General features: G+C 68.8%; 19 protein-coding genes. 17 read left to right on the forward strand and 2 right to left on the reverse strand.

The annotated features are described in order from the left end of the window. Position 1 precedes the first annotated feature (1 nt). From rplP to NYO98_RS02370, 17 genes are all read left to right on the forward strand, one after another. A complete protein-coding gene (gene rplP / locus NYO98_RS02290) occupies positions 2–421 on the forward strand; it encodes a 50S ribosomal protein L16 (protein ID WP_135838849.1) in 420 nt (139 codons plus the stop codon). Continuing rightward, positions 421–663, forward strand: coding sequence for a 50S ribosomal protein L29 (gene rpmC, locus NYO98_RS02295; RefSeq protein WP_204811325.1), 243 nt, complete (start codon positions 421–423; stop codon positions 661–663). The genes rplP and rpmC overlap by 1 nt, the downstream gene beginning before the upstream one ends. Then, positions 660–929, forward strand: a complete 270-nt coding sequence (gene rpsQ / locus NYO98_RS02300) for a 30S ribosomal protein S17 (RefSeq protein ID WP_268109905.1) — start codon at positions 660–662, stop codon at positions 927–929. Before rpmC ends, rpsQ begins: the two co-directional genes overlap by 4 nt. A 102-nt stretch (positions 930–1031) precedes the next feature. Then, on the forward strand, positions 1032–1400 hold the full coding sequence (rplN, locus tag NYO98_RS02305; RefSeq protein ID WP_056599693.1) for a 50S ribosomal protein L14: 369 nt from the start codon (positions 1032–1034) through the stop codon (positions 1398–1400). 3 nt (positions 1401–1403) lie between these two features. Then, the gene (gene rplX / locus NYO98_RS02310) at positions 1404–1757 is read left to right on the forward strand and encodes a 50S ribosomal protein L24 (protein WP_268109906.1); all 354 of its coding nucleotides are present in this window, start codon (positions 1404–1406) and stop codon (positions 1755–1757) included. Position 1758: 1 nt separating this feature from the next. Further along, positions 1759–2325, forward strand: a complete 567-nt coding sequence (gene rplE / locus NYO98_RS02315) for a 50S ribosomal protein L5 (RefSeq protein ID WP_210439929.1) — start codon at positions 1759–1761, stop codon at positions 2323–2325. Position 2326: 1 nt separating this feature from the next. After that, positions 2327–2512 (forward strand): type Z 30S ribosomal protein S14, encoded by a 186-nt coding sequence (locus NYO98_RS02320; protein WP_011757321.1) that lies wholly within the window; start codon positions 2327–2329, stop codon positions 2510–2512. 69 nt (positions 2513–2581) lie between these two features. Beyond that, a complete protein-coding gene (rpsH, locus tag NYO98_RS02325) occupies positions 2582–3001 on the forward strand; it encodes a 30S ribosomal protein S8 (protein WP_172262165.1) in 420 nt (139 codons plus the stop codon). A 34-nt stretch (positions 3002–3035) separates the two neighbouring features. Continuing rightward, positions 3036–3578 carry a 50S ribosomal protein L6 gene (rplF, locus tag NYO98_RS02330; protein WP_268109907.1) on the forward strand — a complete coding sequence of 181 codons (543 nt, stop codon included), beginning with the start codon at positions 3036–3038 and terminating at the stop codon, positions 3576–3578. Position 3579: 1 nt separating this feature from the next. Beyond that, positions 3580–3963, forward strand: a complete 384-nt coding sequence (gene rplR / locus NYO98_RS02335) for a 50S ribosomal protein L18 (RefSeq protein WP_268109908.1) — start codon at positions 3580–3582, stop codon at positions 3961–3963. Positions 3964–4003: 40 nt separating this feature from the next. Continuing rightward, positions 4004–4627, forward strand: a complete 624-nt coding sequence (gene rpsE / locus NYO98_RS02340) for a 30S ribosomal protein S5 (RefSeq protein WP_268109909.1) — start codon at positions 4004–4006, stop codon at positions 4625–4627. Further along, entirely contained in the window at positions 4627–4809 is a 183-nt protein-coding gene (gene rpmD, locus NYO98_RS02345; protein WP_056599717.1) for a 50S ribosomal protein L30, read from the forward strand. Before rpsE ends, rpmD begins: the two co-directional genes overlap by 1 nt. A gap of 1 nt (position 4810) precedes the next feature. Beyond that, entirely contained in the window at positions 4811–5251 is a 441-nt protein-coding gene (gene rplO, locus NYO98_RS02350) for a 50S ribosomal protein L15 (RefSeq protein WP_254182545.1), read from the forward strand. A 203-nt stretch (positions 5252–5454) separates the two neighbouring features. Next, positions 5455–6750, forward strand: a complete 1296-nt coding sequence (secY, locus tag NYO98_RS02355) for a preprotein translocase subunit SecY (protein ID WP_268109910.1) — start codon at positions 5455–5457, stop codon at positions 6748–6750. Continuing rightward, the gene (locus tag NYO98_RS02360; protein WP_268109911.1) at positions 6751–7326 is read left to right on the forward strand and encodes an adenylate kinase; all 576 of its coding nucleotides are present in this window, start codon (positions 6751–6753) and stop codon (positions 7324–7326) included. It abuts the gene before it with no gap. 16 nt (positions 7327–7342) lie between these two features. Then, the gene (gene map / locus NYO98_RS02365) at positions 7343–8167 is read left to right on the forward strand and encodes a type I methionyl aminopeptidase (RefSeq protein ID WP_268109912.1); all 825 of its coding nucleotides are present in this window, start codon (positions 7343–7345) and stop codon (positions 8165–8167) included. Positions 8168–8374: 207 nt separating this feature from the next. Continuing rightward, positions 8375–9406 carry a TerC family protein gene (locus tag NYO98_RS02370; protein WP_268109913.1) on the forward strand — a complete coding sequence of 344 codons (1032 nt, stop codon included), beginning with the start codon at positions 8375–8377 and terminating at the stop codon, positions 9404–9406. Between the two features lie 27 nt (positions 9407–9433). On the opposite strand, the gene NYO98_RS02375 is transcribed toward NYO98_RS02370, so the two are convergent. Together NYO98_RS02375 and NYO98_RS02380 are read right to left on the reverse strand one after the other, a co-directional pair. Then, positions 9434–10897 (reverse strand): serine/threonine-protein kinase, encoded by a 1464-nt coding sequence (locus NYO98_RS02375; RefSeq protein ID WP_268109914.1) that lies wholly within the window; start codon positions 10895–10897, stop codon positions 9434–9436. Next, a complete protein-coding gene (locus NYO98_RS02380; RefSeq protein WP_268109915.1) occupies positions 10894–12063 on the reverse strand; it encodes an FHA domain-containing protein in 1170 nt (389 codons plus the stop codon). The genes NYO98_RS02375 and NYO98_RS02380 overlap by 4 nt, the downstream gene beginning before the upstream one ends. Between the last annotated feature and the right edge of the window lie 46 nt (positions 12064–12109).

The raw sequence follows: 12109 nt of genomic DNA on the forward strand, positions 1-12109 counted from the left end.
CATGTTGATGCCCCGTCGCGTCAAGCACCGCAAGCAGCACCACCCCAAGCGTCGTGGCGTCGCCAAGGGCGGCACCTCGCTGGCCTTCGGTGACTTCGGCATCCAGGCGGTCGAGGGTCACTACGTGACCAACCGACAGATCGAGTCGGCCCGTATCGCCATGACCCGCCACATCAAGCGTGGCGGCAAGGTCTGGATCAACATCTACCCGGACCGTCCCCTGACCAAGAAGCCGGCCGAGACCCGCATGGGTTCCGGCAAGGGCTCCCCCGAGTGGTGGGTTGCCAACGTCAAGCCCGGCCGCGTCATGTTCGAACTCTCCGGTGTCGACGAGGTGACTGCTCGTGAGGCCATGCGCCGCGCGATGCACAAGCTCCCGATGAAGTGCCGGTTCATCTCCCGTGAGGCCGGTGAATTCTGATGGCTACCAAGCTGAACGCCCACGAGCTCGACGAGCTCGACGCACCCGCCCTCGAGGCCAAGCTGCGCGAGGCCAAGGAGGAGCTGTTCAACCTCCGGTTCCAGGCCGCCACCGGCCAGCTGGAGAGCAACGGCCGCCTGCGTGTGGTCAAGAAGGACATCGCCCGCATCTACACCGTGGTCCGCGAGCGCGAGCTCGGCATCCGCACCACCCCGGGCACCAACGAAGAGGCGAAGGCATGAGCGAGAACGCAGTTGAGCGCAACCAGCGCAAGGTCCGCGAGGGCCTGGTCGTGAGCGACAAGATGGACAAGACCATCGTCGTCGCCGTCGAGGACCGCGTGAAGCACGCCCTGTACGGCAAGGTCATGCGCAAGACGTCGCGCCTGAAGGCGCACGACGAGACCAACCAGTGCGGCATCGGCGACCGGGTCCTCATCATGGAGACCCGCCCGCTGTCGGCCACCAAGCGCTGGCGCCTCGTCGAGGTGCTGGAGAAGGCCAAGTGACCTGAGGCCCTCGGCCTCGAGCACAAGTTTCCACATATCAGTTCGGCCAGGCTCGTCCCCCGCTGAGAGGGCGAGAACCAGCTCGACAACCAGGAGAAATCAATGATCCAGCAGGAGTCGCGACTCAAGGTCGCCGACAACACCGGTGCGAAGGAGATCCTCTGCATCCGTGTTCTCGGTGGCTCTGGGCGTCGCTACGCCGGCATCGGTGACGTCATCGTCGCCACCGTCAAGGACGCGATCCCCGGTGGCAACGTCAAGAAGGGCGACGTCGTCAAGGCCGTGGTCGTGCGCACCGTCAAGGAGCGTCGCCGCGCCGACGGTTCCTACATCCGCTTCGACGAGAACGCCGCCGTCATCCTCAAGAACGACGGCGAGCCCCGTGGCACGCGCATCTTCGGCCCCGTCGGCCGCGAGCTGCGCGAGAAGCGCTTCATGAAGATCATCTCGCTCGCCCCGGAGGTGCTGTGAGAGATGGGTAAGGACATGAACATCAAGAAGGGTGACACCGTCAAGGTGATCGCCGGCAAGGACAAGGGTGCCCAGGGCAAGGTCATCTCGGTCCTCCGCGAGGAGGACCGCGTGATCGTCGAGGGTGTCAACCTCGTCAAGCGCCACACCAAGTCCGTGCAGCAGACCAACACCACCGGCGGCATCATCACCCGCGAGGCGCCCATCCACGTCTCCAACGTGATGCTCGTCGAGGGTGACGGCGTCACGCGTGTCGGCTTCCGCCGCGACGAGGTCACCAAGCGCCGTCCCGACGGCTCGACCTACGCCGCCAGCCGGTCGGTCCGCGTGTCCCGCAAGTCCGGCAAGGAGATCTGAGATGGCCGAGACCCAGACCACTGAGATTCCCCGTCTCAAGGCGCGCTACCGCGAGGAGATCGTCCCCGCCCTGCGCTCCGAGTTCGACATCGCCAACATCATGCAGGTGCCCGGCCTGACCAAGATCGTGGTCAACATGGGCGTCGGCGAGGCTGCGCGCGACTCGAAGCTCATCGAGGGCGCGATCCGCGACCTCACCGCGATCACCGGCCAGAAGCCGGCCGTGACCAAGGCCCGCAAGTCCATCGCGCAGTTCAAGCTGCGCGAGGGCATGCCGATCGGAGCCCACGTCACCCTGCGCGGCGACCGCATGTGGGAGTTCCTGGACCGCCTGCTGTCCCTGGCCCTGCCCCGCATCCGCGACTTCCGCGGCCTGTCGCCGAAGCAGTTCGACGGTCGTGGCAACTACACCTTCGGTCTCACCGAGCAGGTCATGTTCCACGAGATCAACCAGGACAGGATCGACCGGTCGCGCGGCATGGACATCACCGTCGTGACCACCGCCACCAACGACGACGAGGGCCGTGCACTGCTCAAGCAGCTCGGCTTCCCGTTCAAGGAGAACTGACATGGCGAAGACTGCTCTCAAGGTCAAGGCCGCTCGCAAGCCGAAGTTCGCTGTCCGCGGCTACACCCGCTGCCAGCGCTGCGGTCGCCCGAAGGCCGTCTACCGCAAGTTCGGCCTGTGCCGCATCTGCCTGCGCGAGATGGCCCACCGCGGCGAGCTCCCCGGCGTCACCAAGTCCTCCTGGTAATCACCTCACACACGTTGAAGGTCCTCAGGCCGCGAGCCTGAGGAAACCACGACGAGAAAGAACCACATCATGACGATGACTGACCCGATCGCAGACATGCTCACGCGTCTGCGCAACGCCAACCAGGCGTACCACGACGTGGTGTCGATGCCCTACAGCAAGATGAAGGCCGGCCTCGCGGAGATCCTCAAGCAGGAGGGCTACATCACCTCCTACGACGTCGCCGACAACGTCACCGCCGAGGGCGAGCCCTCGGTCGGCAAGACGCTGACCGTGACGCTCAAGTACGGCCGCAACCGGGAGCGCTCGATCGCGGGTGTCCGCCGCATCAGCAAGCCCGGCCTGCGCGTCTACGCCAAGAGCACCAACCTGCCCAAGGTCCTCGGTGGCCTCGGCGTCGCGATCATCTCGACGTCGCAGGGCCTGCTGACCGACCGCCAGGCGAACCAGAAGGGCGTGGGCGGAGAAGTCCTCGCCTACGTCTGGTGACCCGGACCAACTGAGACCAGGAAGAGAGAGAAGCATGTCGCGCATTGGCAAGCTCCCCATCGCGGTCCCGTCCGGTGTCGACGTCGCGATCGACGACTCGCTGGTGACCGTCAAGGGCCCCAAGGGCACCCTGTCGCACACCATCGCCTCGCCGATCACGGTCGCCAAGGGCGAGGACGGCATCCTCGAGGTGCAGCGCCCCGACGACGAGCGCAACAGCCGCTCGCTGCACGGCCTGACCCGCACGCTCATCAACAACATGGTGGTGGGCGTCACCGAGGGCTACGAGAAGAAGCTCGAGATCGTGGGCGTGGGCTACCGCGTCCTGCCCAAGGGTCCGACGCAGCTCGAGTTCCAGCTCGGCTACTCGCACCCGATCATCTTCGACGCCCCCGAGGGCATCACCTTCACCGTCGAGGGCCCGACCAAGCTCGGCGTCGTCGGCATCGACAAGCAGCTCGTCGGCGAGGTCGCGGCCAAGATCCGCAAGCTCCGCAAGCCCGAGCCCTACAAGGGCAAGGGCGTGCGCTACGCCGGCGAGCACATCCGCCGCAAGGTCGGAAAGGCCGGTAAGTGACATGGCGATCTCGCTGAGCAACAACAAGCACACCGCCAACCGCGTCCGTGCGCGCCTGCGCCGTCAGGCGCGTGGCCGCAAGCGCATCAGCGGTACCGCCGAGCGCCCGCGCCTGGTGGTCACCAAGTCGGCCAAGCACCTCTCGGTGCAGGTCGTCGACGACCTGCAGGGTGCCACGCTGGCCTACGCCTCCACCATGGAGGCCGACGTCCGCGGCACCGAGGGCGACAAGACCGCCAAGGCCAAGCTGGTCGGCGAGCTGGTGGCGTCGCGTGCCAAGGCCGCCGGTATCGAGGACGTCGTCTTCGACCGGGCCGGCAACAAGTACCACGGCCGGATCGCGGCCCTGGCTGACGCCGCCCGTGAGGGCGGCCTCCAGTTCTGATCGCACGACACCCAATGATTCTGATTAAGGAGCAAGTCTCATGAGCGGAGCCCAGCGCGGACAGCGCGGTGGCGAGCGCCAGTCTGGTGACCGTCGCGGACGCGACAACGGTCGCAACCAGGCTGACAAGACCGCCTACATCGAGCGCGTCGTGGCGATCAACCGAGTCGCCAAGGTCGTGAAGGGTGGTCGTCGCTTCAGCTTCACCGCCCTCGTGATCGTCGGCGACGGTGAAGGTCTGGTCGGCGTCGGCTACGGCAAGGCGAAGGAAGTTCCCGCGGCGATCGCCAAGGGTGTCGAGGAGGCCAAGAAGCACTTCTTCAAGGTCCCCCGCATCCAGGGCACCATCCCGCACCCGGTCCAGGGCGAGAAGGCCGCAGGCGTCGTCCTGCTGCGTCCCGCCGCTCCCGGTACCGGCGTCATCGCCGGTGGCCCGGTGCGTGCGGTCCTCGAGTGCGCCGGCATCCACGACGTGCTGAGCAAGTCGCTCGGCTCGTCCAACCAGATCAACATCGTCCACGCGACCGTCGAGGCGCTGCGGATGCTCGAGGAGCCCGAGGCCGTGGCCTCGCGCCGCGGCATGCGCGTCGAGGACGTCACCCCGGCCGCGCTGCTCAAGGCGCGCGCCGAGGGGCAGGCCGAGACCGCGGGGGTGCAGTCCTGATGGCACAGCTCAAGGTCCAGCAGAAGCGTGGACTGGTCGGCCTCAAGGCCAACCAGCGCGAGACGCTGCGTTCGCTCGGTCTCAAGCGGATCGGCGACGTCGTCGTGAAGGAAGACCGCCCGGAGATCCGGGGCATGATCAACACCGTCCGTCACCTGGTGACGTTCGAGGAGGTGGAGTGACATGACGCTCAAGCTGCACCACTTGCGTCCCGCTCCGGGTGCCAAGACCGCCAAGACCCGCGTGGGTCGCGGTGAGGGCTCCAAGGGCAAGACCGCCGGCCGCGGTACCAAGGGCACCAAGGCGCGCTACCAGGTTCCGGCTGCCTTCGAGGGTGGCCAGATGCCGATCCACATGCGCCTGCCCAAGCTGAAGGGCTTCAAGAACCCCTTCCGCGTGGAGTTCCAGGTCGTCAACCTCGACCGCCTCGGCGAGCTGTTCCCCGAGGGCGGCACCGTGACGGTGGACGACCTCGTGGCGAAGGGCGCGGTCCGCAAGAACCAGCCCGTCAAGGTCCTGGGCCAGGGCGACATCTCCGTCGCCGTCCAGGTCAGCGCCGACGCGTTCTCGACCTCCGCCAAGGAGAAGATCGAGGCAGCCGGCGGCACTGCGACCGTGGCCTGAGGCCACGATCTCGCTCATCCGGTGAAGGCCTGGCCGCACAGTGGGAACTGTCGGCCAGGCCTTCGTCGTTCTCTCCTTGATCCTGCGGAGGAAACGGGTCGGACCCCGACTGTTAGGCTTCCCCGGGCCCTCAGCCGTACGACGGTGAGGGTGTCTCGTCCGCCCGCCGATCCTGGCAGGGCACCCATACGAAAGAGGAACCAGTGCTAGGCGCGTTCGCCAACGCTTTCCGGACTCCGGACCTGCGGCGCAAGCTGCTCTTCGTCCTGCTGATCGTCACGATCTTCCGGCTCGGCTCCCAGGTGCCCACCCCCGGTGTGCACGTCGCCAACGTCCAGGCGTGCATCAACCAGCTGGAAGAGGGTGGCCTCTACAGCCTGATCAACCTCTTCTCCGGCGGTGCGCTGCTCCAGCTCACCATCTTCGCGCTGGGGATCATGCCCTACATCACGGCCTCCATCATCCTGCAGCTGCTCGTCGTGGTGATCCCGCGGCTCGAGGCGCTGAAGAAGGAGGGGCAGGCCGGGCAGACGAAGATCACCCAGTACACCCGCTACCTCACCCTCGGCCTCGCCGTGCTCCAGGCGACGGGCATCGTCGCCCTCGCGCGCAACGGCGCCCTGCTGCAGGGCTGTGACCGCGAGCTGCTGCACGACGACGGCACCACGACGTTCCTCGTCATGGTCGTCACCATGACCGCCGGCACGGCGGTCATCATGTGGCTCGGTGAGCTCATCACCGACCGCGGCATCGGCAACGGCATGTCGATCCTGATCTTCACCCAGGTCGTCGCGACCTTCCCGGCGGCGCTGTGGAGCGTCCAGACCTCGCAGGGCTGGGTCACCTTCGCCATCGTGATGGTGATCGGGCTGATGCTCGTCGCCGGCGTCATCTTCATCGAGCAGGCCCAGCGCCGCATCCCGGTGCAGTACGCCCGCCGCATGGTCGGCCGCAAGATGTTCGGCGGCAACTCGACCTACATCCCGCTCAAGGTCAACCAGGCCGGCATCATCCCGGTCATCTTCGCCTCGTCGCTGCTCTACCTGCCGGCGATGGCGGTGCAGTTCAACCCCGAGAGCACCAACCCCGTGCTCGACTTCATCGGGACCTACCTCGTCGGCGGCGACCACCCGCTCTACATGGCGACGTACTTCCTGCTGATCATCTTCTTCACGTACTTCTACGTCTCGATCACCTTCAACCCCGTCGAGGTGGCGGACAACATGAAGAAGTACGGCGGCTTCATCCCCGGGATCCGGGCGGGCAAGCCGACCGAGGACTACCTGTCCTACGTCCTGTCCCGCATCACGTTCCCTGGAGCGCTCTACCTCGGCGCGATCTCGTTGATCCCGCTCATCGCCTTCGCGGTGATCGACGCCAACCAGAACTTCCCCTTCGGCGGCACGTCCATCCTCATCATGGTGGGCGTCGCACTCGACACCGTGAAGCAGATCGAGAGCCAGCTCCAGCAGCGCAACTACGAAGGATTCCTGAAGTAGATGAGACTGATCCTCATGGGCCCGCCGGGGGCGGGCAAGGGCACGCAGGCCCGTTTCGTGGCCGATCACTTCGGCATCCCGGCGATCTCGACCGGTGACATCTTCCGCGCCAACGTCTCCCAGGGCACGCCGCTCGGCGTCGAGGCCAAGCGCTACATGGACGCCGGGGAGTACGTCCCCGACGAGGTCACCAACCTGATGGTTCGCAACCGCATCGACGAGGCCGACGCCGAGCCGGGCTTCCTGCTCGACGGCTACCCCCGCACCCTGGCCCAGGTCACCGAGCTCGACGGGATGATCGGCTTCACCGGTCACCAGCTCGACGCGGTGGTCGTGCTCACGGTCGACCCGGAGGAGCTCGTGCAGCGCCTGCTGCAGCGCGCCCAGACCGACGGCCGCGCCGACGACACCGAGGACGTCATCCGGCGCCGCCAGGAGGTCTACGCCGAGCAGACCGAGCCGCTCATCGGCGTGTACCGCGAGCGGGGCATCCTGGTCGAGGTCGACGGGATGGGCGAGGTCGACGAGGTCACGACCCGCATCTTCGACGCCCTCGACGTCGTCCCGCAGAGCTGACGGCGGGCGCAGGCCCATGGGGTTGCGGGACCGCGGGATCGAGATCAAGACCCCCGAGCAGATCGACCTGATGCGGGTCGCCGGCCTGCTCGTGGGGGAGACCCTCGAGCTGCTGCGCGCCGCGGTGCGGCCGGGGGTGAGCACCCTCGAGCTCGACACGCTGGCGGAGACCCACATCCGCGACCACGGGGGAGTGCCGTCGTTCAAGGGCTACAGCCACCCGCCCTTCCCGGCGACCATCTGTGCGTCGGTCAACGACGAGGTGGTGCACGGCATCCCAGGAGAGCGCACGCTCGCCGAGGGTGACGTCATCTCGATCGACTGCGGTGCCATCGTCGAGGGGTGGCACGGCGACGCCGCGATCACCGTCCCCGTCGGCGAGGTGCGCGACGACGTGTCGGAGCTGCTGCGGGTGACCGAGGAGTCCCTGTGGCGCGGCATGGCGGCCGCTCGCCTCGGGGGCCGCGTCGGCGACATCAGCCACGCCGTGGAGTCCCACGTCCGTTCGCAGGGCCGCTACGGCATCCTCGAGGACTACACCGGGCACGGCATCGGCACCGAGATGCACATGCCGCCCAACGTGCCCAACGTCGGGCGGCGCGGCCGGGGCCCCACGATCGTCGAGGGCCTCGCCCTCGCCGTCGAGCCGATGGTCACGCTCGGCAGCAAGCACACCGACCTGCTCGAGGACGAGTGGACCGTCGCGACCGTCGACGGGTCTTGGGCTGCCCACTTCGAGCACACGTTCACCGTGACCCCGCAGGGCGCGTGGGTGCTCACGGCGGTCGACGGCGGACGGTCACGCCTCGCCGCCCTCGGCGTCCCATTCGGCGGACGCTGACGAGGGGGTTTCACGCCCGCCCCGCGACGCGTGACAGACTGACGCGGTTGGAGGGGAGTATTCCCTGAGCAGTGGTGTCGTCAGTACGGCGTCCGCGCGAGCGGGGCCCGGTGCCACTGGTTCGCCGAGTCAGGGCGAGCGGAAGAGACCTCTGGCGTCCGCGTGCTGCGCGGACACCGATCTCGCCTCATCCCTAGGAGCAACAGCGTGGACGTACCCACCTGGGTCTGGATCGCGACCTTCGCCGTCACGATCGTCATCTTCACCTTCGACCTCGTGATCGTCGGCCGGCGCCCCCACGAGCCGAGCATGAAGGAGTGCGCGACCTACCTCTCGATCTACGTCGGGCTGGCGATCCTCTTCGGCATCGGCGTGTGGGTCACCTGGGACCACCAGCACGGCCTGGAGTTCTTCTCCGGCTGGTTGGTCGAGTACTCCCTGTCGATCGACAACCTCTTCATCTTCATCATCATCATGGCCAAGTTCGCCGTGCCGAAGGAGCTCCAGCAGTACGCCCTGATGATCGGCATCGTGATGGCGCTGGTCATGCGCGCGATCTTCATCGGCGTCGGAGCCGCGGCGATCGAGCAGTTCAGCTGGGTCTTCTACCTCTTCGGCCTGTTCCTGATCTACACCGCGGTCAAGCTCGCCAAGGAGGGTGCCGAGGACGAGGACGACGAGTTCGAGGAGAACAAGCTCGTCGCGTTCGTCGAGCGGCGCTTCCCGGCCACGTCGGAGTGGCACGGCAAGAAGCTGCTGGTGACGGGCGACAACGCCAAGAAGATGATCACGCCGATGTTCATCGTGATCCTCACCCTCGGCACCACCGACCTGCTGTTCGCGCTCGACTCGATCCCGGCGATCTTCGGCATCACCAAGGAGCCCTACCTGGTGCTCACGGCCAACATCTTCGCGCTGATGGGCCTGCGCCAGCTCTACTTCCTCATCGGCGGCCTGCTCCAGCGCCTGATCTACCTCTCCTACGGCCTCGCGTTCCTGCTGGCCTTCATCGGCGTGAAGCTGTTCTTCCACGCGCTGCACGAGAACGAGCTGCCGTTCATCAACGGTGGTGAGCCCCTCGACTACGCGTGGCTGGAGATCCCGATCTGGCTCTCCCTCGTGGTCATCGTCGCCACGCTGGCGATCACCGCGGCGCTCTCGCTGTGGGCCTCGAGCCGGATGTCGTCGGAGCAGCAGGACGCGGCCACCGGCCCGCGCCGCGACTGGGAGGACGGCTGACCGCCGCCTGACGTCGGGACCCGCGGGTCAGGACACGCACTGGCTCGCGCTGGGCGAGTTGTCCGACCCGCGGGTCATCCGCACGTCGAGGCAGACCGGCTCGTCGGTGCGCACGAGCAGGCGCCGTCGGGTCGTGCTGCCGTACTCGTCGGTGTCGTCGCGGTGCCAGCTGAAGGAGTCGCCGGCCTCGGGTGGCACGGGCGGGCGCCACTCGAACAGCACCCCGCGGGCGGTCCGGCTCCCGGTGAGCGACACCGCCTCGGTGAGGACGTCGGGGATCACGTCGCCGGGAGTCTGCGACTCGGTCGGCACGACGACGCCGGGATCCTCCTCGCGGTCGTTGCCGCCGAGCACCAGGAAGCCCACCAGCAGGGCCAGCACGGCGACGCCGACACCGGCCCAGACGAGGCCGGACAACCCGGTCCGCTCCTCCTCGCCCGCGTTCGGGGACGGCGCGGGGCCCTGCGCCGCGATGCGCCGCGGGCCGCTCGCCGAGATCACCGTGACGGGCTTCATCGCCGTGGCGTCCTCGTCCGGCCCCGCCGGGCCGGACGACCCGAACGAGCCGGACGAGGCTGGCGGGCCGGACGAGCCGGGCGTCCCGGGGACGCTGACGGAGGCGTCGGGCCGATCGCCCTCCACCGCCACCGCGGTCCGCGGCCAGCCGGCGGCCGACTCGATGCGCTGGAGCGCGCGGGCGAGCTCGAGCGCGCTGGCGGGCCGGTGCTCCGGGCGCTTGGCCAGGCACTGCTGCAGCAGCCGGTCGAGCGCGGGCGGGACGTCGGGACGCTGGGTGGCCGGGGGAGCGGCGTGCAGGATGCGCGCGCTGAGGGCACGGGTCGAGTTGTCGCCCGACGGGATGGAGAACGGCGACCGGCCCACGAGCAGGTGCCAGATGGTCGCCCCGAGCGAGTAGACGTCGGAGGCCACCGAGCCGTTGGACCGGCCGTCGAGCAGCTCCGGAGGCGACCAGGGGTAGGAGATCCGGACGTCGTGGTCGCCGTCGACATCGGCGATGTGGCCGGCGATGCCGAAGTCGGTCAGCGCCGGCTCGTGGTAGCTGGTGACGAGGACGTTGCTCGGCTTGATGTCGCGGTGCAGGATGCCCGAGCGGTGCGCGGTCTCGATCGCGCTCGCCAGCTTGATGCCGGTGGACACCGCGTCCACCGGTGCCATCGGGTTGGCGCGCACCCGCACGCCGAGGTCCGGCGGCGGGCAGTAGCGCATCACCAGGAACGGCCGGCCGCCCTCCGCCGTGACCCCGGCCGTGATGACGGAGACGATGTAGGGGTGGTCGGCCAGGCGGGCCATGGCGTTGGCCTCGGCGGTGAAGAGGTACTTCTCCCGGTCGGTGAGCGGCACGTCGGGTCGGACGACCTTGACCGCGACGCGCTGGCGCGGCCACTGCTGCTCGTACAGGAAGACGTCGGCGAAGCCGCCGCTGCCGAGGTGCTCGACGAACGCGAACCCCGGGATGACAGGCGCGCTCACCGGGCGACCGCCCCCGAGTCGTAGCGGACGCTGTAGACGTGGGCCATGTCGAGCACGGTGCCGGGATCCAGCACGTAGGCGTCGCCGGGCCGCATGCGCTCCGGCTCGCGGCCCGGGGGCGCGATCGTGGTGCCGCCGCGGCTGTCGAGGTCGCGGGCGACGACGTCCCAGCCGTCGAGCTCGATCTGCAGGTGGCGCCGCGAGACGAAGGAGTGGTCCCTGGGCAGGTGGACGAGGTGGGGCCAGTCGGTGCTGCCCTCGGCCGGAGCCGGCTTGCGGCCCAGGATCACGCCCCGGTCGAGCGGGACGACCTCGCCGGTCGGGAGGCGGAGCCCGCCAAGCGGCGGCCGGTCCACGCGTCGCGGCTCCTGCGGTGCGACCCGCTGGTGGCACACGCGGCACTGGGGGGCGATCGGAGGTGTCAGGTGCCCGAGCGGGCAGCTGACGGCGAGCACGGTCGGTGCGGTGCTCTGGACCAGGTGGGACGGTCGCAGGGACGTCGCTCCGTCGTGGTCGTCGGTCTCGGCCGCGCCGCCGGTCGTGGCCGGGGGCCGGATCGTGGTGTGGGCCCCCTCCTCGATGCGCTGCATCATCAGCGGGTCGGGCTCGGAGGTGTCGACCAGTGCGCCGGTGTCCTCGACCCGGTGGCGCACGCGGGTGCGCGGGGGAGGGCCGTCGGGGCCCTTCGCGGCGAGGATCGCGTCCGGGATGCCGTCGATGAGTGCGGCCGCCGCCGGCGGCGGGCTCTCCTGCGTGCGGTGGACCGGGGCGGTGCGGGCGGAGACGGGCGTCAGCTCCACGCGGTCCGCCGAGACTACCCCGCCGAGGAGGCGCCGGGTGGGGAGGAGGGTGTCGGGGTCTGCCCCGCCGTCGAGGCTCAGCACGCGCGCGGGCCCGGCGAGGCGCACGTGGCCGGCGCCGCGGGACAGCGTGGTGGACGCACCCGACGTGAAGTCGACGAGGGCCAGACCGGGCGGGTCGCCCTCGAACGCCTTCTCGGCGATCGCCAGCACGCGCTCGGCGACGCCGGCCCCCGAGGGGGCCGTCAGGGAGAGCGCGTCCCAGATGTCCTGGACCACGCGCTCGTCACCGGGGTCGGTGAGCAGCACCCAGTGGGCGCCACTGCCCACGAGCACGCCGGCCCCGCTGGCGTACCGCGCTTCCACGTTCAACGTCGGCTCCCCTCGTACACGCCCACGGCGCCATCATCAC

It is taken from the genome of Nocardioides pini (genome assembly GCF_026712185.1).
GTDB lineage: Bacteria > Actinomycetota > Actinomycetes > Propionibacteriales > Nocardioidaceae > Nocardioides > Nocardioides pini.